The 22,637-nt window shown below is 65.7% G+C and carries 24 protein-coding genes and 2 pseudogenes; 11 read left to right on the forward strand and 15 right to left on the reverse strand.

Annotated elements, in window-relative coordinates; genetic code table 11:
* The first annotated feature begins 11 nt into the window (after positions 1-11).
* The 4 genes from KXC42_RS22740 (at position 12) to KXC42_RS22755 (ending at position 2,899) form a co-directional block, all read left to right on the forward strand.
* Positions 12-851 (forward strand): M23 family metallopeptidase, encoded by an 840-nt coding sequence (locus KXC42_RS22740; protein WP_033098564.1) that lies wholly within the window; start codon positions 12-14, stop codon positions 849-851.
* Positions 852-1,053: 202 nt separating this feature from the next.
* The gene (locus KXC42_RS22745; RefSeq protein WP_033098563.1) at positions 1,054-1,761 is read left to right on the forward strand and encodes a DUF3105 domain-containing protein; all 708 of its coding nucleotides are present in this window, start codon (positions 1,054-1,056) and stop codon (positions 1,759-1,761) included.
* 68 nt (positions 1,762-1,829) lie between these two features.
* The gene (locus KXC42_RS22750; RefSeq protein ID WP_033098562.1) at positions 1,830-2,567 is read left to right on the forward strand and encodes a DUF305 domain-containing protein; all 738 of its coding nucleotides are present in this window, start codon (positions 1,830-1,832) and stop codon (positions 2,565-2,567) included.
* 59 nt (positions 2,568-2,626) lie between these two features.
* Complete coding sequence (locus KXC42_RS22755) at positions 2,627-2,899, forward strand: DUF4229 domain-containing protein (RefSeq protein ID WP_006553277.1); 273 nt, start codon at positions 2,627-2,629, stop codon at positions 2,897-2,899.
* A gap of 34 nt (positions 2,900-2,933) precedes the next feature.
* Here the strand turns inward: KXC42_RS22755 and KXC42_RS22760 are convergent, their stop codons facing one another.
* Both KXC42_RS22760 and KXC42_RS22765 read right to left on the reverse strand, forming a co-directional pair.
* Complete coding sequence (locus tag KXC42_RS22760) at positions 2,934-4,169, reverse strand: Nramp family divalent metal transporter (protein WP_006553276.1); 1,236 nt, start codon at positions 4,167-4,169, stop codon at positions 2,934-2,936.
* Between the two features lie 123 nt (positions 4,170-4,292).
* Positions 4,293-4,862 carry a copper resistance CopC family protein gene (locus KXC42_RS22765; protein ID WP_006553275.1) on the reverse strand — a complete coding sequence of 190 codons (570 nt, stop codon included), beginning with the start codon at positions 4,860-4,862 and terminating at the stop codon, positions 4,293-4,295.
* Positions 4,863-5,035: 173 nt separating this feature from the next.
* On the opposite strand from KXC42_RS22765, the gene KXC42_RS22770 reads away from it, so the two are divergent.
* On the forward strand, positions 5,036-5,707 hold the full coding sequence (locus KXC42_RS22770) for a thioredoxin domain-containing protein (RefSeq protein WP_006553274.1): 672 nt from the start codon (positions 5,036-5,038) through the stop codon (positions 5,705-5,707).
* Positions 5,704-6,333, forward strand: a complete 630-nt coding sequence (locus KXC42_RS22775; RefSeq protein ID WP_006553273.1) for a vitamin K epoxide reductase family protein — start codon at positions 5,704-5,706, stop codon at positions 6,331-6,333. The genes KXC42_RS22770 and KXC42_RS22775 overlap by 4 nt, the downstream gene beginning before the upstream one ends.
* 106 nt (positions 6,334-6,439) lie before the next feature.
* Here KXC42_RS22775 and KXC42_RS22780 read toward each other — a convergent pair whose 3' ends face one another.
* From KXC42_RS22780 to KXC42_RS22810, 7 genes are all read right to left on the reverse strand, one after another.
* Positions 6,440-7,075: a hypothetical protein gene (locus tag KXC42_RS22780; protein WP_219129632.1), complete on the reverse strand. Its 636-nt coding sequence runs from the start codon at positions 7,073-7,075 to the stop codon at positions 6,440-6,442.
* 148 nt (positions 7,076-7,223) lie between these two features.
* Positions 7,224-7,754, reverse strand: a complete 531-nt coding sequence (locus KXC42_RS22785; RefSeq protein WP_085989315.1) for a hypothetical protein — start codon at positions 7,752-7,754, stop codon at positions 7,224-7,226.
* Positions 7,755-7,794: 40 nt separating this feature from the next.
* Positions 7,795-9,573: a cytochrome c oxidase subunit I gene (ctaD, locus tag KXC42_RS22790; RefSeq protein WP_039958315.1), complete on the reverse strand. Its 1,779-nt coding sequence runs from the start codon at positions 9,571-9,573 to the stop codon at positions 7,795-7,797.
* 111 nt (positions 9,574-9,684) lie between these two features.
* Entirely contained in the window at positions 9,685-10,632 is a 948-nt protein-coding gene (locus KXC42_RS22795) for a M56 family metallopeptidase (RefSeq protein ID WP_006553269.1), read from the reverse strand.
* Positions 10,629-10,991: a BlaI/MecI/CopY family transcriptional regulator gene (locus KXC42_RS22800; RefSeq protein WP_033098755.1), complete on the reverse strand. Its 363-nt coding sequence runs from the start codon at positions 10,989-10,991 to the stop codon at positions 10,629-10,631. Before KXC42_RS22800 ends, KXC42_RS22795 begins: the two co-directional genes overlap by 4 nt.
* A 36-nt stretch (positions 10,992-11,027) precedes the next feature.
* On the reverse strand, positions 11,028-11,690 hold the full coding sequence (locus KXC42_RS22805) for a M23 family metallopeptidase (protein ID WP_006553267.1): 663 nt from the start codon (positions 11,688-11,690) through the stop codon (positions 11,028-11,030).
* 370 nt (positions 11,691-12,060) lie between these two features.
* Complete coding sequence (locus KXC42_RS22810; RefSeq protein WP_006553265.1) at positions 12,061-14,073, reverse strand: cytochrome c oxidase assembly protein; 2,013 nt, start codon at positions 14,071-14,073, stop codon at positions 12,061-12,063.
* Between the two features lie 206 nt (positions 14,074-14,279).
* Between KXC42_RS22810 and KXC42_RS22815 the strand changes: the two genes are divergently transcribed.
* Positions 14,280-15,203, forward strand: coding sequence for a cation diffusion facilitator family transporter (locus KXC42_RS22815; RefSeq protein WP_039958313.1), 924 nt, complete (start codon positions 14,280-14,282; stop codon positions 15,201-15,203).
* Positions 15,204-15,209: 6 nt separating this feature from the next.
* Here KXC42_RS22815 and KXC42_RS27445 read toward each other — a convergent pair.
* Positions 15,210-15,524: pseudogene (locus KXC42_RS27445) on the reverse strand (arsenic resistance protein); the annotation flags it as partial.
* Between the two features lie 95 nt (positions 15,525-15,619).
* Between KXC42_RS27445 and KXC42_RS22820 the strand changes: the two are divergent.
* A pseudogene (locus KXC42_RS22820) lies at positions 15,620-16,075 on the forward strand (HAD-IC family P-type ATPase); the annotation flags it as partial.
* 182 nt (positions 16,076-16,257) lie between these two features.
* Positions 16,258-16,458 carry a hypothetical protein gene (locus KXC42_RS22825; protein ID WP_006553262.1) on the forward strand — a complete coding sequence of 67 codons (201 nt, stop codon included), beginning with the start codon at positions 16,258-16,260 and terminating at the stop codon, positions 16,456-16,458.
* A 130-nt stretch (positions 16,459-16,588) separates the two neighbouring features.
* On the opposite strand, the gene KXC42_RS22830 is transcribed toward KXC42_RS22825, so the two are convergent.
* Positions 16,589-17,611: a hypothetical protein gene (locus tag KXC42_RS22830; protein ID WP_006553261.1), complete on the reverse strand. Its 1,023-nt coding sequence runs from the start codon at positions 17,609-17,611 to the stop codon at positions 16,589-16,591.
* Complete coding sequence (locus tag KXC42_RS22835; RefSeq protein ID WP_257605930.1) at positions 17,608-18,744, reverse strand: tyrosine-type recombinase/integrase; 1,137 nt, start codon at positions 18,742-18,744, stop codon at positions 17,608-17,610. The genes KXC42_RS22830 and KXC42_RS22835 overlap by 4 nt, the downstream gene beginning before the upstream one ends.
* A gap of 734 nt (positions 18,745-19,478) precedes the next feature.
* Here KXC42_RS22835 and KXC42_RS22840 point away from each other — a divergent pair.
* Positions 19,479-20,270 (forward strand): nucleotidyltransferase domain-containing protein, encoded by a 792-nt coding sequence (locus KXC42_RS22840; RefSeq protein WP_219129634.1) that lies wholly within the window; start codon positions 19,479-19,481, stop codon positions 20,268-20,270.
* Positions 20,271-20,291: 21 nt separating this feature from the next.
* On the opposite strand, the gene KXC42_RS22845 is transcribed toward KXC42_RS22840, so the two are convergent.
* Genes KXC42_RS22845 through KXC42_RS22855 form a run of 3 tightly spaced genes read right to left on the reverse strand, consistent with a single transcriptional unit; the run spans position 20,292 to position 22,385 of the window.
* A complete protein-coding gene (locus KXC42_RS22845) occupies positions 20,292-20,549 on the reverse strand; it encodes an Atu4866 domain-containing protein (protein WP_174556250.1) in 258 nt (85 codons plus the stop codon).
* Positions 20,550-20,572: 23 nt separating this feature from the next.
* A complete protein-coding gene (locus KXC42_RS22850) occupies positions 20,573-21,973 on the reverse strand; it encodes an amidohydrolase family protein (RefSeq protein ID WP_219129635.1) in 1,401 nt (466 codons plus the stop codon).
* A 22-nt stretch (positions 21,974-21,995) separates the two neighbouring features.
* Entirely contained in the window at positions 21,996-22,385 is a 390-nt protein-coding gene (locus tag KXC42_RS22855) for an Atu4866 domain-containing protein (RefSeq protein WP_247848169.1), read from the reverse strand.
* A 17-nt stretch (positions 22,386-22,402) separates the two neighbouring features.
* Here KXC42_RS22855 and KXC42_RS27450 point away from each other — a divergent pair, with 17 nt between their 5' ends.
* A complete protein-coding gene (locus KXC42_RS27450; protein ID WP_235367013.1) occupies positions 22,403-22,579 on the forward strand; it encodes a hypothetical protein in 177 nt (58 codons plus the stop codon).
* Positions 22,580-22,637: the final 58 nt, after the last annotated feature.

Raw genomic sequence — 22,637 nt, forward strand, 5'->3', positions numbered from 1 at the left:
GGAGCGTTATTGTGGGACGGCACCATGCATCAACCCGGAACCAAATCCGTTACCTTACCGATATAGAACCGGGTTCCGCGCCAGGATCCGAAGGACGCCGGGGGCGGCACCGGGCGCCGACGAACCGCGCCACGACCGGGGCATGTGCATCGTCGGTCGCGACCGGCGCACTGCTGATCGTGGGATCTCAGATTCTCGCTCCGGGCACCGCGGCTGCCCAGCCGACCTCGGGTGGTGTGCATGCCGCCGCGCCTGCACCGGTCCCGTTGCCAGCCGAACTCGCAGCACTGGCCGCTCTGCCGGAGGTCGAGGCGGCGCTCGACCAACTCGCCGCGGTTCCGGGTTTTCCCGCGGTAGTGTCCCCTGCCGCCACTGTTCCGGCCCTGCCGTCGAGCTCAGCGGTGCCGACAAACGCAGCCTCCTGGGCGACACCGACACTGCAGCCCCTCGCCGTCGCTCCGGTCTCGGGCACCTTGACCTCCGCGTTCGGACCGCGATGGGGTTCGTCCCACGCCGGTCTGGACATCGCCAACAGCATCGGCACCCCGGTCTATGCTGCCGCCTCGGGCACCGTGATCGACTCCGGCCCGGCCTCCGGGTTCGGTCTGTGGGTCCAGGTCCGGCACGATGACGGGTCCACCAGCACCTATGGCCACATCAACGAAACGCTGGTTGAGGTAGATCAGCGTGTGCAAGCCGGTGAGCAGATCGCCACCGTCGGCAATCGTGGTCAGTCCACCGGTCCGCACCTGCACTTCGAAACCACCGATCCGGCCGGTACGAAGGTAGATCCGACCCAGTGGCTGCAGCAACGGGGTGTACCCCCGACAGACCTGTCGCGGATGGCATAGCCGCCGCGTCGGCTCGGCGATGGCAGCCTCCGACGGCCCCCACGTGGAAAACTATGATTTATAGTATTTACGGTAGGGCGACGGCCTATCGGTGCCGAGGAAGGCAAACGCGGTGAACAGCTCAGACAAACCGAAGTCGCAGACGCCCCGAAAGCGACCGGGACCGCTCCTCCTAGCCGACTCGCACCGGGTGCCGTGGCCGATGATCGGCGCTGCCGTGGTGATCATCGCCCTGATCGGGGCCATCGCGTACAACCTCGTCCCGAAGATCTCCGAACGCACCGAGGCCCAGAAGTACGTGCCCAGTGCGGACAACCCCGATCCGTCTGCGGTGATCGACGGGGTGGAGAAGATCGACTACCCGGCCGGAACGCATGTGCAGGCACCGCAACGGGTGGCCTACGACCAGACTCCCCCGATGGGGGGCCCACACGATCAGTACTGGGCCACCTGTACCGGCACGGTTTATTCCGAACCGATCCGCAGCGAGAACGCGGTGCATTCGCTCGAACACGGCGCGGTGTGGATTACGTACGACCCGCAGAAGGTCACCGGGGACGAGGTGTCAACATTGGAGGCGAAGGTCGACGGCCAGCCCTACACCCTGATGTCGCCCTATCCGGGCTTGCCATCCCCGATCTCGGTGCAGTCCTGGGGCCACCGCCTCGCGCTCGATGACTCCGAAGACGATCGACTCGCCCAGTTCATCACTGCCTTGCGCCGAAACCCCAACACCCACCCCGAGGCAGGTGCCACCTGCTCCACCACTCCAGGCAGTTTCGATCCGAGCGCTCCGCCGCCGTTCGATGCGTCCGCGCCGGGGCCGGACGCCGTCCCCATGACCGTGGGCCAGCAGTCTGCCCCCGCCGCCCCGGCGACAGGCTCGAACCTCGGACCCGGCAATGGCTGAGTCCGACGACACTCCCGTCCTCACTGCCCCCGCCGCCCCGGCGACAGGCTCGAACCTCGGACCCGGCAATGGCTGAGTCCGACGACACTCCCGTCCTCACTGCCCCCGCCGCTCCCGCTGCCGGTGGATGGGCCAGGCTCGGCCGCACGCTCGCCGTGGGTGTGTTCGCGCTCGTCGTCGGTCTCTATCTGGGTATCGGTGCCTCGGGACTGAGAGGCGGTCATCCCGAGCCACCTGCACAGGACTCGGTCGAGGTTGGCTTCGCCCAGGACATGTCGGTGCACCACAGCCAGGCGGTAGAAATGTCGGCCATGGCGCTGACCAACGCGACCGACCCGGCGGTCCGCACCCTCGCCTACGACGTGCTCACCACCCAGCAGGGCCAATGGGGCACGATGCAGGGCTGGTTGGCCGTATGGGACCGACCGCTGCAGGCGGCCGGGGAACCGATGACCTGGATGCGCGCTACCGAGGACAGCGCCGGGACGGCGGCAGGTATGACCGAGCACGCGGCGATGCCGCCCGGATCGGCCATCCAAGGACCACGGATGCCCGGGATGGCCACCACCTCCGAACTCGACACGCTACGACGCACCACCGGCCCCGCATTCGACACCCTGTACCTGCAACTGCTGCTTCGGCACCATCAAGGCGGCCTGCCGATGGCACGCTACGCCGCGGCCAACGCCACCGAACAAGTGGTCACGACGCTGGCCCGACAGATCGCCGACACCCAGCAAGCCGAATCGACGACGATGCAGCAACTACTTACGGCCCACGGCGCCGCACCCTTACCGATGAACTGACCGGCGAAACTGCCAGGACCCGGACCGGCACCGTCCCGGGTCGGCGCTCAGGAGCGATCATGAAACAGTCGTCGACCATGCGGGTGTCCCGCCTGGTGTTCCTCTACACCGCAGTCCGTCTGGCGGTGGTCGCCGGCTGCGCCGGCGCCGCGGTGGCCGGCGTCCACCTTCTCGGACTCGAGGTGTCGCTGACGTGGACGCTCCTTGTCGGTGTACTCGCCGGGATAGCAGTGTCGCTGGTAGCCCTGCATCGGCTGCGCACCCGGATCAACGACGAGATCCGCATCATCGATAACCAGCGAAAATACCCACCGAAACGGCCCCGGCCCTGATCCTCATCAATCCGATGTTTCGGAACGGACGCAGTCAAGGCCGCGCCGTCAAATAGATCAACACCAAATTGAGCGCCGTGATCGTGGCAGCAATAACCCACGCCACCATGGTGGTGAGCCGATGGTTGACGTCGATGCCCATCAGCGCCCGATCGCTGGTCAGACGCACCAGAGGGATCAACGCAAAAGGAATACCGAACGACAGCACCACCTGCGAGAGCACCAGGGCCCGGGTCGGATCCGTCCCGAGCGCGACCACCACCAACGCCGGCACCAGGGTGATCAAGCGCCGCGCCAGCAGCGGTATCCGTCTGCGCAGCAGCCCGTCCATGATCAAGGACCCAGCGTAGGCACCCACCGAGGTCGACGCGAACCCGGAGGCCAACAGGCCCAGCGCGAACAGCAGCGCTACCGTCGAGCCGAGTTCTAGGCCCAGCGCCGTGTGCGCCTCCTCGATCGAATCGACCCCCTCCCGGCCCTGCAACGTTGTCGCGGCCGTGAGCAACATGGCCAGATTCACCGTGCCCGCCACCACCATGGCCAGTCCGACATCCCAGCGTGTGACCCGCAGCAGCACGGCCCGTCGCGGACCGGGCTCGGGATGACCGTGACGATCCCGGACCAGTCCCGAGTGCAGGTACACCGCATGCGGCATCACGGTCGCACCGAGCATGGCCGCCGCGAGCAGCACCGATTCGGCACCGTCGAAGCGCGGCACGAGTCCTGCGGCCACGGCGTGGGCGGGGGGCGGGGCAACGAAAAGGCTGGTGACGAACCCGATCGCGATGACCAGCAACAGACCGGTGATGACCCGTTCGAAACCGCGCTGACCACGCGTGTCCTGCACCAGCAGCAAGAGCAACGAGACCGCTCCGGTGATCAACGCTCCCGTCAGTAGCGGGAGATCGAACAGTAGGTTCAGGGCGATGGCGCCGCCGATGACCTCGGCCAGGTCGGTAGCCATGGCGACCAGTTCCGCCTGTCCCCAGTACGCCAAGCGCGCCGGTAGGGACATGCGCTCGCGGAGCACCTCGGGCAACGACCTGCCGGTGACCAGACCGAGTTTGGCGGACAGGTACTGCACCAGCGCGGCCATGACATTGGCCACCACGATGACCCACACCAGCAGATAACCGAACTGGGCCCCGGCACTGACGTTGGAGGCCACGTTGCCCGGATCGACGTAGGCGATAGAGGCGACGAATGCCGGTCCGAGAAGAGTCCCACGGCGCCACCGTTGCACTGGCCCGACATTGCGCGTCAGCGTCATCCGCCCTCCAAAAGGTTTCCCTGAATTAAAAGTCAGGGGAACCGAAATTTCAAGAAGTCGCGGTGTGCACAGAGTCCCGGCGAGGAGATGACTGCGGGCAGCACCTCCTCGCCGAGTCCGGTGTCAGCTCTTCCGGAAGGCGCGCATTGCCGCCCAGGTGCCCCCGGCGATGACCAGCACCCCCAGTACTGCGAACCCCAGCAGCAACGGAATCGACGAGCCTGAGGACTGTGAGTCCTCAGGGGCAACCTGCGCTTCGGTGGTCTCGGGCTCGGCTGCGCCCGACGAGGGGGACGCCTCCTGAGCCTCGGAGGTCGGTGTCTGCCCGGCCGCCGCGGTGACGGTGAAGGCGTAGGAACCGGTGATGGGATGGCCGTCGGCGGAGACGACCCGGTAGCCGACGGTATACTCCCCTGCGGTCAAGGGCTCCGGGATGGCCAGCCGCACCCGTTCTGCGTCGACAATCGCCTCGGAGCTTCCCCGTTGAGTGCCCGAACTGTCGGTAAGTGTCACGGTGGCGAAAGCGGTGTTGATGGGTTGGTTGAACTCGAGTTCGATTCCGTCCGGGGAACTTGCCACCGTGGCGTCGGCGGCGGGAGTCGAACCGATCAACATGCTGTGAGCTTGCGCGGGCGCGACGCCGAGGAGCAGCACCGCGGCGGCCGCGGCGAAGATCGTGATGAGTCTGGTCATGGGAACATACTTTCTCGGCTCCCTACCCCGGCGCAGCGTCCGGCGCGGTGGCCTGTCGAGAGAACGCAAAGGGTGCTGATCGGGGTCTACCCTAGCCCATCTACTATGTACCGTAGTTTTACGGTTGGTCGGTGACGCTACCGGCTCGCTCAGACACCGAGACGGACGAGAATATGAAACTGACGACCAATGTGAAAGTGTCCGCGGCTCTGGTCGCCCTGTTCGTGGTGTTGTTGTCGGTGTTGCTCTACACCAATAGGGCCGGGACGAACGCCGGGACGACTGGCCAAGAGGCGCCCGGCGCTGCCACGGCACCGGTGTGGACCCCAGATATCCGTACCTTGTCCACGGCCCCCGACGACAAGGTCCAACTCGTCGAATTCCTTGATTTCGAATGCGAGTCCTGCCGGGCCTTGTACCCGGTGATGGAACAAATCCGCAACGAGTACGTCGGGCGGATCGACTTTGGGATCCGCTACTTCCCCATTCCCAGCCACACCAACAGCCATCTGGCCGCACGGGTCGTCGAAGCCGCGGCCCGGCAAGGGCGTCTCGAGCCGATGTATCAGCTCATGTACGACACCCAGGCACAGTGGGGCGAGTCGAGCCAGTCCCAGGAAAAAGTATTCTGGGGTTTTGCCGAACAACTGGGCCTGGATATGGCCGCATTCGAGCGGGACGTCAACGATCCCACCGTCAGCGCGCGCGTGGACCGGGACTTCGACGACGGTCTTACCCTCGGTGTACAAGGCACACCCACCCTGTTCCTCAACGGCGTCGAGCTGCCCCCCATGCCCACCTACGAACAGCTACGGGCCCGGATCGACGCGGCGCTGGCCGAGTGAGCGCCCCGACGCGTCCGGCGGCGCCTGCCACCGACGAGGCGTCGGGTCGGACGCTCGGCAGCACGGGGGTGGGCTGGATCCTCGTTGTCTGCGGCGCAGCGGGGCTACTAGCCTCGCTGGTACTCACCGTCGAAAAGTTCGCCGTGCTGGCCGATCCGGCCTATCGGCCCTCGTGCAGCATCAACCCGGTCATCAGCTGCGGGTCGATCATGACCTCGTGGCAAGCGGAACTGTTCGGCTTCCCTAATCCGTTGCTGGGCGTCATCGGTTTCACGGTCGTACTGACCACCGCCGTAGCGGTCCTGGCCGGGGCCGGCGTGCCCCGCTGGTATTGGAACGGCCTGTTCGCCGGCCTGACCGCGGCGGTCGCCTTCGTGCACTGGCTGATTTTCCAGAGCCTCTACCGGATCGAAGCGCTGTGCCCGTACTGCATGGTGGTGTGGCTGGTCAGCGTGCTCGGCTGGTGGTATTGCCTGCTGCACCTCGAGGCGGTGCAAAAACATCGACCGTTGCGGTCATGGCAGCGGCTGCACCGGCTGCATGCAGTGGTCCCCACCGTCTGGACGCTGACTGTATCCGCCCTGGTAGCGCACGCCTTCTGGCCGTACTGGCAAACCCTGATCTGACAAAAGTTTCCGGGTAGCGGCAGCCTCCGCTCACTCACGGCGCATCGAGCGATATTCTCCCCATCGCGAGGTACCTTTTGCGAGGCGCGCGGGAATGCTCGGACGACTACGTGCCGTCCTCGCGTGGTGGAGGAAGCCGGTGCAGGTACTGCTCGGGCAGCTCGGATTCGGCAGCCCGACGGGCAGCCTCGGCCTCGACCATCTGCGACGACCGCGCCCAAACCACCTTGATCCAGTGGTACGCCAGGACGGTCATCGCTCCCCACCCCAAAAACAAGCCGATGGCCGGGCCGGCCCCACCGGCGACGGGATCGAGGGTCTGCCGCGACCACACGGCAAGCACACCGAACACGATCGCCAGCGTGCACCCGGCGCTGGCAAACCAGGCCAGCACCCATCGTCGGGTCACCAGCGCCAGCATCGAGAGCACGATCCCGAACACCGCTGCCAGCACCAAAAAGATCCGCGAAGGAAGGGTGATGGTTTCGGCCTGTGCCACCGTAGAGCCGGCCAGCACCTGCCAGCCGTTGGCGCCACCGTTGTGCGGAAGTGAGAACGAGACCGCCACCACCACCACCACTGCAGCGACCACCACCGCACGCATCCCGGGATCGATCTGTCCGGCGACCCTCTTTTCGGCGGCCGCCAGCTCCTGTCGACGGTGGACCGGATCGGGGTAGACAGTCGACTCGTCGCCGGGCTGTACCTCGTCCGGATCACTACGGTCACCCGACTCGCTCATAACTCGACCTCCGCCCTGGGAAAATGTTCCGGTGACCGCGACCGTCCAAAGCGGAGCAGACCGGTCGGCCCTCGGATGGATCCAGCCCGATCCGTCCGAGGACCGACCGGCGCAGGTACCCGCACCCCTCGGACCAGGCACCAGCCCTCTACCCGGGATCGACCAGCACCTGTGCCTGGGGCTCGTCCCGCCACAACTGCGCAATGATCGCGCAATACGACCCCGCGGTAGCGGACCAGGTCGCGGAGGCATCGACTACCCCCAGCCCCCGGCCGATAACTCCGGCCGCGAGCAGCACCGCCCGATTGGCCAGTGCCGCAGCCGGACTGCCACGCTCGACGACGGTGCCGGCCAGGTCCGCCGCCACGTCGAAGAGCTCTGTCGGCACGGCCGGTACCGACTCGGTTCCTAGGCCATGCTCGCGCAGGTGCGCACCGGCACGAAGATGCCGATCCACCTGCCCGAGAACATGTTCCAACGCACGCACATGTCGGCGCAACTTACCCGGCTTGCCGATGTGCGCGGCGGTGATCGGCGGCAGGCGACGTAACCGTTGAGGATCCGGAAGCCCTGCATGCTCGAGCGTCACGGCGGTCAGGTCTCGGATGAGCCAGTCGGCCAATGCCGCGGTGGCTCGGTCTGTTGCCGGCACGGTCACCACCGGCATGTTGGTCTTCAACGGTATTTTCCGATCTTTCGGCGCCGAGACGGCGAACGATTTATTCCTTCGTATCGGTGCGTGCCGAGGCCTCGCCGGTGCTCCGCGGTTCGGCAAGCTCACGCTTAGCGATTTCGGTGCTCCTGGGCGCACCACCGAAACCCACGTGTGCCTCGGCCCTCATGCGTTCGACCATGTGCGGGTAGTGCAGCTCGAACGCCGGCCGTTCGGAGCGGATCTGCGGCAGTTCGGTGAAGTTGTGTCGCGGCGGCGGGCAGGTAGTCGCCCATTCGAGCGAGTTGCCGTAGCCCCAGGGGTCGTCGACAGTGACGATCTGCCCGTAGCGGTAGCTCTTGAAGATGTTCCACACGAATGGCAACACCGAGGCACCGAGGACAAAAGATCCGATCGTCGAAATCGTGTTCAGGGTGGTGAATCCGTCCGAGGGCAGGTAGTCGGCGTACCGGCGGGGCATGCCTTCATTGCCCAGCCAGTGCTGGACGAGAAAGGTGGAATGGAAGCCCAGAAATGTCAACCAGAAATGCCACCTGCCTAGGCGCTCGTCGAGCATTCGACCGGTCATCTTCGGAAACCAGAAGTAGATACCCGCATAGGTCGCAAACACCACGGTGCCGAACACGACGTAGTGGAAGTGCGCCACCACGAAGTACGAATCGTGCAGCTGGAAGTCCATAGGAGGGGAGGCCAGGATCACGCCCGACAGGCCGCCGAAGAGGAAGGTGATCAAAAAACCCACGGAGAACAACATCGGTGATTCGAAAGTCAACTGCCCCTTCCACATGGTGCCGATCCAGTTGAAGAACTTCACTCCGGTCGGGATGGCGATCAGGAAGGTCATGAACGAGAAGAACGGCAGCAGCACCGCGCCGGTGGCATACATGTGGTGCGCCCACACCGCGATCGACAGGGCCGCGATGCCGAGGGTGGCGTAGATCAGGCCGGTGTAACCGAAGATCGGCTTCCGGGAGAACACCGGGAAAATCTCGGAGACGATGCCGAAGAACGGCAGCGCGATGATGTAGACCTCGGGATGACCGAAGAACCAGAACATATGCTGCCAGAGCATCACTCCGCCGGTGGCGGGATCGAAGAGGTGACCGCCGAGTACCCGGTCGTATAGCAGCCCCATCAACGCTGCGGTCAGCAGCGGAAAGGCGATGAGGATCAGGATGGAGGTGACGAGAATGTTCCAAGTGAAGATCGACATCCGGAACATCGTCATGCCGGGGGCTCGCATACACACGATGGTGGTGATGAAGTTGACTGCGCCCAGGATGGTGCCCAGTCCTGAGATGGCCAGGCCCACGATCCATAGATTTGCGCCCATGCCGGGGGAGTGCACTTCCGTGCTTAAAGGCACATACGCGGTCCAGCCGAAGTCGGCGGCGCCGCCGGGGGTGATGAAGCCGCCGACTGCAACGAGGGATCCGAACAGATACAGCCAGTAGCTGAAGGCGTTCAGCCGGGGGAATGCGACATCGGGCGCGCCGATCTGCAGTGGAAGGATGTAGTTGGCAAAGCCGAACACCACAGGAGTGGCGTACATCAGCAGCATGATCGTGCCATGCATGGTGAACAGCTGATTGTACTGCTCATTCGAGAGGAACTGCAGACCCGGCGCGGCCAGTTCGCTGCGCATGATCAGGGCCATCAGGCCTCCGATAGCGAAGAACGCGAACGCGGTCACCAGGTACATCTGACCCAGTACTTTCGGGTCGGTCGTGGTGATCATTTTGTGGATGAACGCACCCTTGGGGCCGCGCCGCGCCGGCATGGGGCGGGTAGCGGCAGGCCAGGGTGGCGGGGCGAGAGCGGTCATGTGCTGTCCGATCCGAAGTTTCGCGCGAGCGCACGGTGATGAGACGCCCTCGAGCGTACCTAATTACTATGCTGCATAGTAATTAGGGTCGGTTCGGTCGCCCGTGCCGGATCATGCCTGAGCGAGGGTCAGGCACACGGCCGCGGAGGTCGCCGCCAGCCCGACCAGCGCGGTAGCGACAGGCATAGCCATCGACAACGCCGCAGCTGTGGCGTACGACACCTTCGGGCACCGCGTCCGCCAGCTCACGCGCAGCTTGAGCAGTCGCAGCGAGATCTCGTTGCTCAACCCCAAGGTCCCGGCCGGCTGCGGCAATGTCGAAGCGGAGACCACGGTCAGCGCCGAGCACACCGTCGCCGTGCTGGTGGCGCGGGCAGCGTGCTGATCAGCGGTCAGTTCGACCAGGGTTTTGACCGCGGCCGGGGCGGCGGCGAACAACGGCACTGCCGGAAGCACCGCGGCCAAGATGTCACATGTGGTGACGATCAGGTGGTGACTGCCTCGCAGGTGTGCCCGCTCGTGGGCCAGGACAGCATCGCGTTCGGAACCGCTCAGACACTGCGAGAGCCCGTCGGTAGCCACCACGAATCCGGGTCGGCCGGCCACGCTGTAGGCCATTGGCATCGGGTGCGCCAGCCACATCACACCGTCGTCGCGGGAGTGGGCGACGATGGAGACCACATCACGGTGGTAGTCGAGTAGACGGGTTTGTTCTCTGGTGTACCGCCGACCCAGGATCACGGCTCGCACGGTTATGGTGAGCAGGGCCAGGGCTCCGGTAGCGGCCAGGGTTTCGGTGATCCACGGCTGCATCGCGTGGGAAACCGCGGACAGACACCGCACCACGGCCTCGACCGCGGTCTCGGCAGGCGCATGGTCGGGCCAGGCCAAGGTGACCACCGCGGAGGCGCCGAAGAACAAGGCCCCGGCTATGCTGCCCAGCCACGCCGCCAGCAGGACTCCGGGAGGCACGGAGGTGGCGGCGAGCGGACCGAGCATTCGCGGGGCCGCCATCGAGATCAGGGCGGCGCCGAGCAACAGGACCAGGGCCAATGTCATTGGTCGGCGGCCCGGCCCGTCCAGCCCCGGCGCAGGGCATCGTATTCGCGGTCGCTGACCGTCTTGGCGAAATGCAGCAGCACCGCGCTGGGGTCGGTGCTGCTGTCGAGCAGGGCGCGCAGTGCCTCGGAGGTGGCTTCCTCCCGGCTGCGTGAGGGCGAATAGTAGTAGGCGCGACTGCGTTTTTCTCGCTGCACCCAGCCCTTCTCATACAGATGGGTGACCACGGTCAAAATGGTGGTGTAGGCGAATTCCTTGCGATCGCGAAGCCGTTCGACCAGGCCATGGACCGACTGTGGCTCGTCGGTCGACCACAGTTCGTTCATCACCTCGGCTTCGAGACCCCCCAACCTGTGTATGGCTTCCCTCGCAGACATTCGCCGATTATCCCTTATCTATGTGCGTGCATCTGACGCGATCTGAACCCCTCGTGCGTTCAACCATGCCATGGGATCGGCCTTCTGGCCGTCCGGTCCCCACACTTCATAGTGCAGATGTGGCCCGGTCGATTGTCCCCGATTGCCCACGGTGGCGATCTGTTCCCCGGCTCGCACGCGCTGACCTGCAGAAACCAAGGCCTGATCGATGTGCCCGAACACCCCGATCGTGCCGTCGTCCTGCAGGATTCGTACCCACAGTCCGAAGCCGGAGGCGGGACCGGCCTCGAGTACCGTGCCATCGGTCACCGAGACGATCGGGGTGCCGATCGAGTTGGCGATGTCGAGCCCGTAGTGGCTCGTGCCCCAGCGGGGTCCGAAGTTCGACGTGAGCGTGCCACTGACAGGCATCAGCGTTTTTGGGCGGCGCGCCTCGGCCTCTTGCATGAGTCGGCGCTCCTCCCGGATCCGTGCCCGGTCGAGTTGATCCGCGAAGTCTGCCAGCATCGGCACCTGCACGGCCTGCAACACCTGGGGGGCCTGGGGTAGCACATCCGTAGGGGCTGAGGGTTGCGACGCGGCCTCGATCTCGTCGCTGACCGTGGGAGGGACCGAGGCGGCATGGGCGCTCGAGGTCGTTGCTGCCAGCAGCGCGCCTGCCGCTACCGACACGGCCAGCACGCGTCCGCTGGTTCCTGGGCTCGTTCGGCGATGCGCGCCTTTGCTTCGGATCGGCCTCGGGGCGAGGGCGTCCGCATGCTCGGCAAGGGCATCCCGATGCTCGATATCGAGACGTTCTACCGGGTCCAGGACAGCCACTGTCGTCGGGAAAGCAGCGTCATCGCGACCTGCGTCGATGGGATCGGTCGGCTCGGGAACAGGCCACGCTGCAGTACTACAGTCAGAGCGGCGGGGAACGACGAGTTGGGGCTCTGGTTTACGGTGTCGGGCCAAGATCGCATCCTCAAGAAGGCACCCGCTCGCGTGATAACGAAACGGTGACGGACACCGACACGTTACTACTATTCTGCATAGTTTCAATACCGGATCGTTACCCGGTCTCCGATTCGCGCTTGGGGTCGTGGCCGGAGTCAGCGGCGTCGGCTGCTGCCGCGGTACGAGAGTGTGGGTGCAGTCCGTTCAGCATCGCGTTGTACGCGGCCAGTTCGCGATCTCCCTCGCGGTCGACCTGGTCGTTCCGCTTCCGGGCACGCTGGTTTTCGATCGAACTCCATCGCACGAGCGCGAGCACGGTGGCCAGTAGCAGCGGTAGCTCGCCGACGGCCCACGCCAGGTTTCCACCGAGTCGCTGATTGGCAGCCAAGTCGTCGAACCAACCCAGTTGCAGTGAGGTATAGAACTCGGCGGCGATCACAAAATCCGCCATGATCAGGGCGACCAGAAAGAACGCGTAGCCGGCCAGCGCGACCGCCACTGCTCCCACGCGCGTCAACGGTCCCTGCGGCACGGGGACAGGATCGATCCCGACGGTGACCCAGAAGAAGACCAACCCCACCGCCAGCAACCACATATCGAGCACCATGCGTCCCGGGTAGGAGCCGCCGTCGTACAGTCCTCCGAGATACAACAGGTAGAAGGTGCCCACGAGCACCACCGCGGCCACCAGGGGATGGGTCACCCATCGCAGTGCGGTGCTGGCGAAAATCGCCCGCATCCAGTCGCGGGCTCCTGGAACTGCATCGCTGGGGCCGGAGCGAACCGCGCGGGCCGCCAAGGTGAGCGGAGCGCCCAGAACCAAGCACATGGGCACCACGATCGCCAGCGCTGCGGATGCGGGCAGGTGCACGCTGAACGCCGCCGGGGCGTAGCGCCCGACCCCGGAGGATGTCACCAGAAGCAACACTAGACAGCCGAGAAGCCAGGACACGGTGCGCCGGACCGGCCACGGCTGCCTCACTGCACGTAGCCTCCGCACTCCCAGCAGGTAGAGCGCTGCCAGCACGACCGCTGCGGTTCCCAGTAACAGATCGAACCGCCACTCCGTCAGCAACCTGCCCAGCGTCGGGGCACCATCGAACCCGTACCCCAAGACTTCGTCGACCAGGCTGGGTTCGCGACGTTCGCCCAATGGCGGCGGAGTACGGCCCAACGCCACCCCGAGTCCAATCGTGGCCGTCAGGACCGCAGATTCGATTACCGCCAAGCGTATGAACGTCCCCCGATTCGACGCGTCGGCGGCCAGAGCCGTGATCGCCACCGTCCGTTGGCGCCAGCCCAGCCACCCCACTACACCGAGTGCGACGACCTTGGCCAGGACCACAAGTCCGTAGGGGCCGGACAGAAACTCCCGAAGCGGAACCCGCACCAGAGCATTAATTATTCCCGACGCAGCCATCACCACGAATGCCACCGTCGCCAGCGCGGAGAACCGGCGTGTGGCGACATCGAGATGTCCGCCACCACGCACGGCGTGCAACACCAACGCTGCCAATCCCCCGGCCCACAGTCCGGCCGCCACCAGATGAAGTATCAGGCTGTTGGTGGCAAGATCATGCGATCCGCCCCCGGCGGAATGTCCCGTCAACGCGCGTGGCATCAGGCTCCCTACCGCCAGGACCAGCAACAACGGTGTCCACCGGTGCTGCAGAATGAGGCGGCATCCCAGCCCCACCGCGGCAGCCATACACGCGGTCCACAGCCAGGCGGTGGATGCCTCGATTTGCCCCACCGACTGCACGAACGGAACCGGATCGGCGAACACGGTGCTCAGTGGTTGGCCGGAGGTGTCCGACAACGACAGAGGAATCAGCACCAGCGCCGATCCTGCCCATAGCGCTGCAGCCGCGCCCGCAGTCCGCACCGCGCGGTAACCGTCGACATCGAGCAGCCCGGAACGCTGTGGTGGTACCAGCACCGCCGCCACCAGCAACGACCCGATCATCACCACCGCCGCCACTTCCCCTATCGCGGTGGCGGCCGGGAGTCCGTATCTCGTGAGCACTCCTGGATCCGGCAGCCCGAGCAACCGCAGAACCTCGCTGCTCGACACGGCCGCCAGGGCGGCCGCCACCAGGGCCGCGCCTGCCGTCCAAGAGACCATCATGCCGACTACAGCTCTACTGGTACCTGCCACGGAAAACCTCACCTCGTCCGTTGTTCGCCCGTTCCCGCCGGCCGAACCTGCAGGCCGCGCCTCGCCGCCGAAATACTATGAAGGATAGTTGATCGTGCCGATCCAATTTTCGCGACCATCCTATATATTCATGCGCATATGACTATATGATGTCGGTGTCTTGAGAAAGGAAAACGATGAGCCACGGACACGGACACGGCCTCTCGCCCGCCCAAGCCACCAGCGCCTCCGGCCGACACGTCCGACGGTTGTGGATCGCCGTGGCCCTGGGCCTGGTGACCTTTGTGCTCCAGGTCGTCGTCGGACTCTCCACCTCGTCGCTGGCCTTGCTCTCCGACTCCGCGCACGTGTTCACCGACGTGTTCGGCGTGTTGATGGCCGTCACCGCTATCACCGTCGCCCAGCGTGCCCGCACCCGACCGGACCGGACCTTCGGCCTGTACCGCACCGAAGTGTTCGCCGCCCTGCTCAACGCACTCCTGCTGTTCGGCGTCGCCCTCTGGATTCTCTACGAAGCCCTCCAACGACTGTCCGCCCCACCCGAAGTCCCCGGCCTGCCCGTCACCATCGTTGCCGTGGTCGGCCTCACCATGAACGTCATTTCGTTTCTCCTGTTGCGCGCCGGCGCCAAGGAGAGCATCAACGTCCGCGGGGCCTACCTCGAAGTCCTGGCCGACATGCTCGGTTCGGTCGGCGTGCTTATCAGCGGTGTGGTGACCATCGTGTTCGGCTGGCGGTACGCCGACCCGCTCATCGGTGTCGCCATCGGACTCTTCGTCCTGCCCCGGGCCTACAATCTCGGCCGACACGCGATCGGCATACTGCTCCAACAAGCCCCGAAGAGTATCGACATCACCGAGGTCAACGCCGCCCTTAATGCCCTTCCTGGAGTCCATGAATCCCACGACCTGCACGTCTGGACTCTTACCTCGGGCATGGAAGTGGCCTCTGCACATCTGGTCACCGAATCCGACGCGGACTCCACAGCCGTGCTCACAGCGGCACAAACCTTGTTGGCGGAACGCTTCGGCCTCGAACACGCCACCCTGCAGGTCGAACCCCACGACGGCGAGGGACGCTGTCGCGAACTCTCGTGGTGACCTCCACAGACCCACCAGGAGTCCCTGGGACGAACACGGCGCACGCTGCAGCTCCTTCGATCCTACGGTCACTGTCGCCGAGGCTGCGATGGCCAGTTCGAAGTTGTTGCCCGCGGCGGTGAACGCCAGGGTGGTGGTGCGCTCGTAGCCCAGACCGATCGCGGCGCCGAACAGGAACCCGCCGCCCCACATGAGGACAAAATAGGTGAGCAGAGGCAGAGCGATGCGCACGACGTCCCATGGCTGCGACGTGATCTGTTCGCCCTGGAGCGCGAATAGGAGCACGATCGTGAACAGCAACCCGTACAGCGTCCACGGCCCAGCCGGTCGACAGAGGCAGCACTCGCCAGTTCGACACGCTCTTCGGCAGCTAGACCTATTCCGAGGTCGCCGATCTGATCGCTGAGCCGCTGCGCCTGCAGGCCGGGCTGCTGCCCGACGGCAAGGTCGCCGCCGTACGCGCGCTGCAGGCCGACGGAGCGAAAGTGGTCGTCGTCGGAGACGGCATCAACGACGCTCCCGCGCTGGCCGCTGCGCATGTCGGTATCGCCATGGGTGGCGCGGGATCGGATCTGACCTTGCAGACCGCCGACGCGGTCGTCGTCCGTGACGACCTCACCGCCATCCCTGCGGTGATCCACCTGGCCCGGAGGGCTCGACGCCTGGTCATCGCCAACCTCGTCATCGCCGCCTCGGTCATCGTGGTCCTGGTGACCTGGGACCTTGTCGGCACGCTGCCGCTGCCGCTGGGAGTGGCGGGTCATGAAGGCTCCACCATCCTCGTCGGTCTCAACGGACTGCGATTGCTGCGAGAGACCGAATGGCGCCGTGCTGTCCGCACAGACCGACACAGTTCCGCTGCGCACGTGTGACCTCGCCACCGTTAGTCATCTGGCCGAATCCACCTTCGACGCTCACCTGTCTCATCTGCTTCAGGTGGTCACCGATTTCGAAGAGCATGGCATCGGTTTTCCCTCGGTGACCGCATCGATACTGTGGTAACGAAGTGCTCCATCTCCGATGTCACAGAATGTACGTCTATGGAAGGCACCTGATGCTGCGCAAGTTCGTCGTCGTGACCGCTGTGACCGCCGCGCTCGGAGCGGGTTCGATGGGTACCGCTGCTGCGGACACCGCCCCACCCGTGCCTGCCCTCAACTTGTGCAAGTGGGAGCGCTTTACGCCGGAGTGCATTGCACTGTGGTTGGCGGGCGTGGCGACCGGCTCGGCGGGATCCGGTTCTGCCTTGTCCTGATCGACGGCGCTCGTTAACTGTGGCTCTGGCGCACTCCTGTGGGATGCGTCGGAGAGAATCAAGACCGACGACAACTGCATGAATGCACGGCATGCGTGCACGTCCAGCGGGCGACTCCATCAGACTCCCTTCACAGTCCCTCAAGCACCCCCATCAGGTCCTCGAGGAGCGCATCGGTGCGGGCTTCGATCTCGTCGAAGACGTCGGTGAGGTCTTCGAGGGTCTGGTGATCGCGGCGGCGGGCGGTGGTACCGCGGTCGTAGTAGCCGGCGTCGAGGTCGATCTCAGGCTCGACCCAAGCGTCGACATCGTCTTGCGGGGGAACGGGCAACACCTTCCGTACCGGGGCCCGGCCGGACAGGTGCGCCCGGGTCAGCGCCGACACCGATTGCGGGGTCATCGGCTGCGCGTGTGGGAGGTGTCCCCAGCGGTCGATCGGACACAACAGCGGTTGCCGAGCCTGTTCCGCATCGAGCGGATCGGTGATGATCTCGCTCGGGTCGGTGAGGTGATGGCGCAGCAGATGGGTGCCGGGATACTGGTCGAGGAACGCCTGGATCTGCGCCCACCGCTGGTAGATCGCGACCGCGGGGTTGTCCCCGGTCTCGGAATCCGGTGGGAGACGGAATCTTTCGCCGGTCCGGGTGGTAACCACGAGGGTGTTGCCGTCGAGGCGGAGGTCGCGGCGGCGCAGCCGGGTGAGGTCGGTGAAGGTCATGCCGGTGGCGGCGAGGACCAGCAGGAGCGCGTCGCGGCGGCCGAACAGTCCGCTCGGCCATCCCTCGACAGGTAGTTCGGCCGCCCGCTGCACCAGAAGGCGCCCGAGCCGGTCGAGACGCGAAGCACGAGTGGTGTCGAGGTGCCGGCGCACCATCTCGGTCCGCCCCGGGGCGGGATAGCCGTGCCCGGTGTGGACGGCGTTGATCGCCGACAAGCGGCGCCGCTGCGTCGCGACCACGGCCGGGTGCTCGTGCAGGAACAACGCCAGGGATTCGGGTGCGGCGGGGATGGGATGGTGGTCGGCGGCGGTGCACCAGTCGGTGAACAGGGCCCAGTCATGGCGGTAGCGGGCGGGGATCCGCAGGTCGAGGTCGGCATCGTGAACATCGGTGCTGCGGAAGAACTCTCGTCCGGCGCTGGCGCTCACGGTCACAGGCCGAGATTGGTGACGGCGTTGCCGATGAGTGGTGCGTGTTCGCGGGCGTAGGTCTCGAGCATGGCGGGGGTGGTGTGACCGGTCTGGCGCATGATCGCGTGCGCGGAGGCGCCGTTGCGGAAGGCCTGGGTGACGAATCCGGCCCGCAACGAATGACCACCGAGCTGTTTGACGATGTCGGGGTCGTAGCCGGCCTGTTCGGCGCGGCGCCGGATCGCTTTGTGTACCGCCGCCCCCGACAGGACAGTGTCGGAGAGGTTGCCGTGCTTGCGGATCGCCCGCAACCACGGCGAGGACGGCGCCATGCGTGGTCGCGATCCCCGGCAGACGTGCGCCTCGAAGGGTTCGGCGGTGCGGAGCAGCCGGATGACGGCGGGGCGGCCCCCGGTGTCGAAGGCGGCGACGACCTGCGCCCACCGCATCCACGCACACGGCGGGCAACTGACGTGGCTGTGCGTGAACGGCAGGGCCCGGATACTCCCCCGCCCTTCCTGATCGGTCTTCGATTTCCGGAGTTTGATGTGCAGCCCGTCGAGCCGGTGCAGCGACACGTCGCTACAGGTGAGCGCGACGAGTTCGCTGCGGCGAAACGCCCCGGCGAAGCCCACCAAGAAGATGGCGGAGTCGCGGCGTTCGAGGACCTCCGCGGCCCAACTGCCGGTATCGGCGCGCATCTTCTCGACGATGGTGACGATGTCGGCGGTGAGCAACGGCGCCCGCGGGGTGCGGGGCCGCTCCCCCGCCGCCGCATAGTCCCGGCGGATCCCGGACAGGGTCGCGGTGACCAGCTCGTCCGCTCCGGGGGCGGGGTGGCCGGCGCGGCGGTGGTGGAAGCCGATCCCGGCGACCCAGCGGGCCAACGTCGAGGGTGAGTAGGCCCGCTCCCCCACCTCCGACACCGTCGATGCCGCGTCGTGGAGGTAGGCGGCGACGGTGAGCGGATGCGCCTGCAGCGGGGCGTGTCCTTCGCGCTGGCACCAGGCGGTGAAGCGTTGCCAGTCGGCGGCGTAGTTGCGGCGGGTCGACTCCGACCGCGACCGCCCCGCTGTCCCGGCCACCTGCACGAGGGTCTCGGTCGGCAACACCGGCACCGACGGCGCAGCTGGGGCCGACTCGGTCGGCACAGGCACGGAAACGTCGTCCGGACGGTGGCTGATCAGGTCATCGGGCACGAAACAGGAGCCTACCGTCCCGCACCGACGCTCTCGAGCAGGAAAAGGCGCTCAACAGGTGTTTCGGGGGCGATGGTGCGCTAATGGCAATTAGCGCACCACCACACGTGTTTGACATAAGCAGCCAAACTCCAGCGCTCATCCCCGACCCAGTCCTTCCCTCCGGAAGTAGAGCGTCTCAACTCTTCAGCCCCATCCGAACCGATCGGGCCACATCAGATACACCAAGTCATAGCCTTATGATTAAACCGATTTTCCCACAATAGTTTTCGGCACACGTGCCCTGTCATTCCTTACCAAAACGTGCGACCGAGATCAGACTGTCGATGTACTGTGCCAGATACCAAGAACTTGTTGTGTCAACCAGTAATTTGGTCGCCTCTCGGTTGCGGATCGAGGCGCTTCGGTGGCATGCTCGCGCGGCCTGTCGACACGAACCACGGTTACCGGGGTAATCCACGATCCATGGCGGTAATGAGCCGATGGAGTCTGCATACCGGTGGTGAGGTCGAGCACGGGCCGTGGATCGATCACATCGCTTCCGACCTGGCCTGCACAGGTCTGCGGACGTGGGCCATCACGGAGGAGACCGGAAAGCTCAGTGACCATACTTGGGTGGCCTGCATCGTGCGCCTCACTACGTAGAGGCATGCATCGTGTGCACGGCACGGTGTGCCGCGCATGATGGGGTGGTGCCGAATATCGATGTAGAGCCATACCTCGAAGCCGTCGTGGACACTGCCCGGGAGGTGCTCGGTGCGGAGTTCGTCGGGGCGTACGCGGCCGGGTCGCTCGCCCTGAACGCCTTCCATCCCGGCCGCAGCGACATCGACATCGCCCTGCTCTGCCGCGACCCCCTGAGCGAAACGATGAAGCGGGAGTTGATCGCTCGGCTGCGGCACAGCGCCCTGCCATGTCCGGCCCGAGGCCTGGAACTGGTGGTCTACACCATGGCTACGGCGCAGTCGGGCACCGGAGAACCGGGCTTCGAGCTCGAGTTGAACGACGGGCCGGACATGGCCTTCCGGCAGACACTTCAGCCCACAGACCGCCCGGCAGCCGACGGGACGTTCTGGTACGGACTGGACCGCAGCATCCTGCACCAGAGCGGCCGGGTGTTGGCGGGACCGCCGGCCCCGGAGACATTCGCCGAGCTGGCACCGGAGGAACTACAGAGCCTATTGGTCGACTCGCTGCGCTGGTGGATGGCGCTGCCCGGCCCAGCCGATGACCGGCCCGCACCCGGAGCCGACGACGCGGTCCTCGGAGCCTGTCGCGCGCTGGTTCGACATCGCTACGGGAAGTGGCTGTCCAAAATCGATGCCGGCCGACGGTTACTCGGGACCGGCTACCAGCCGGTCGAGGCGATCGAACAGTCCATCGCAGCACGCTCCGGTGAGCTTCCGCCTTCAGGTCGGCAAGCACGGACTTTTCAGGAAGGCGTGCTGCACGAGCTCCTGGCTGCGACCGAACGGCCCGCATGACCATCGTCCGGATCGGCGCTCCTATTGCCGCGCTCTCAGGTGCCGATACATGACCATTCCCGCGTGGTACAGCACGTCGTCGCGGAACTCACCGTCGGCGGAAAAGCCGGCGTCGTCACGGTAGTAGATCATTGTTCCTTCGATCCGGTAGTCACCGGTGTAGGCAGCTTCCCGGCTGCCGCGGGCCTCGACGTATCGCCCCTCCGGCAGGAGACGCTGGCGGATGTTACCGTCGGCGGTCGCCCACAGTCCGACGAACGGGTGCTCGACTTGTTTCATGTCCTTCACTTCCCTGGAGGTCGTCACAGTGTCGCCGCCACCCGCCCGATGATGGCGTTGCGGGAACGGATCACGGCCTCGCGTAGGGCGTCGATGTCCTCGTCGACCAGCGAACCCGCCCACTTGCGCGGGTTGCCGGCGACGAGGACGGTGTCGATGTTGCGTGCGTCGGAGCCGAGCACGAGGGTGCCGACGGCGTCGTTGAGCGGCATGTTGTTGATGTCGTCGGCGCGGACGATGAGCAGGTCGGCCTCCTTGCCCGGTGTCAGCGAACCGGTGACGTGCCCGAGCGCGTTGGCCTGCGCGCCTCGCAGGGTGGCGAAGTCGAGGACGTCGCGGGTGGTGATCCGGTTGCGGGTCTCCTCCGTTCCGTATGCAGCATTGGTGGCGCGCATGCGTTGGATGGCATGCAGGGTCCGCATCTGGGTGAACATGTCGCTCGCGAGCGCGACCTCCACGTCGATGCTCAGACCCGGCCGGATCCCGACGGCGAGAGCCTCGTCCACAGCGGGCACCGCCGATTCGAGGCCGATCTGGGCGTCGGAGGTCGGGGCGAGGGAAACCGTGACACCGGCATCTCCCATCGCCGTCCACGCCTCGGGGGTCAGGCCGGTCGCGTGGATCAAGGTGAGGGTCGGATCGAGGATCCCCATCCGTGCCCAGCGCAGGATCGCCTCCGACGACGGTATTCCGAAAACCGCGTCGATGCTCGTCCACACACCGAGATCACTTGCGAAAGCAGCGAGTTCGGGCCCGTAGGCGATCGCAGGTCCGGCGATCTCGTCGGTCGCCAGGGCGGCCAGCCGCACCGTGACGAGACCGTCTGCGGCGCCGTGGAAGTCGCTCACCAACCGGTTCATATCCTTGGGCCATTGACGATCCCACTCACCGAAGTGAGGACCCATCGAGGCATGCACGCCCCGAATTCCGGTGTCGATGAGCGCATTCAGTGCAGCATCGGAGTGCGCGGAAGTGCGGGAGTTGTGCGAGAAGTCGAGCATGGTGGTGATGCCCGAGTCGAGCGCGGTCAGCGCGGCGAGACGGGTACCGATGTACATGTCCTCCGGTGCGTAGTTCGGGGCGACGCCGGCCAGGGTCGACATGACATATTCGCCGAGGTCGGAAACGTCGGGAATGCTCCGGCGCAGTTGCGCTTCCCAGGCGTGACGGTGGGTGTCGACGAAACCGGGGCCGACGATCGCACCGCGGGTGTCGACCACGAGTGCCGAGGCTGCTGCGGCACCGTGCCCGGGATCGGAGCGTAGGTCGGCGCCGATCGCGATGATCTGCGGGCCGACGAGCAGGACGTCGCCGGCGTCGAGGTCCGGGATCGAGGGGTCCATGGTGACGACGGCGCCACCGGTCAGCAGGATCGGACGGTCGCTGTCGTGGGCCGCGGTGAAATCGGCGAGAGTTGTCTTCATTGGGGTGGCTTTCCGATGAGTGTCAGGCGCGGCGGAAGGTGTAACCGGCGTGCTGCAGGGTGCCGTCGACGAATTCGCCGAAGGCCCAGAATCCGAGGTCGTCGCGGTAGTCGATGCGGTCGCCGGTGATCCGATAGGAACCCTGATATGCATGCGGGCGTCCACCGCGGGTCTCGTCGTAGCGACCGTCCGCGGTCAGGTGCTGGTGCACGAAATCCGTTTCGTCGATCCAAGTTCCGAGATGACGGTCCGATGCCACGTCCGTGGCGGTCGGGGTCTCCGTCGGGTCGTCGGCGTGGACCGATCGACCGCCCCAGAGGGTTATCTCACCGTCGACGACGACCGTGTGCGCGGCGTCGGCATCATCGATGAATCGTTGCAGCACATCTGTTTCCGAGTCGTCGCGAGACACGGACAGGATTGCGAAGGTTGCCGGACACGAGCGCCACCGAGCAGGACGTCGCCGCGGTCGAAATCGCCGATCAGGGCGTCGCCGGTGATGATCCGGGCATTGCCGAACAGGAGCGGACGATGCCCGCCGGCGTTCTCGCGGATGAGTTCGAACAATTCGGGAGTGAAGGGGATGGTCATGTGTACTCCAGATGAGGATCGGGGTGCCGGGAGATCCGGCGAGTTCCACTGTCGGGGCGGATGGGCGGCCGGA

The organism is Rhodococcus sp. LW-XY12 (assembly GCF_019317345.1).
In the GTDB taxonomy this organism is placed as follows: domain Bacteria; phylum Actinomycetota; class Actinomycetes; order Mycobacteriales; family Mycobacteriaceae; genus Rhodococcus; species Rhodococcus pyridinivorans.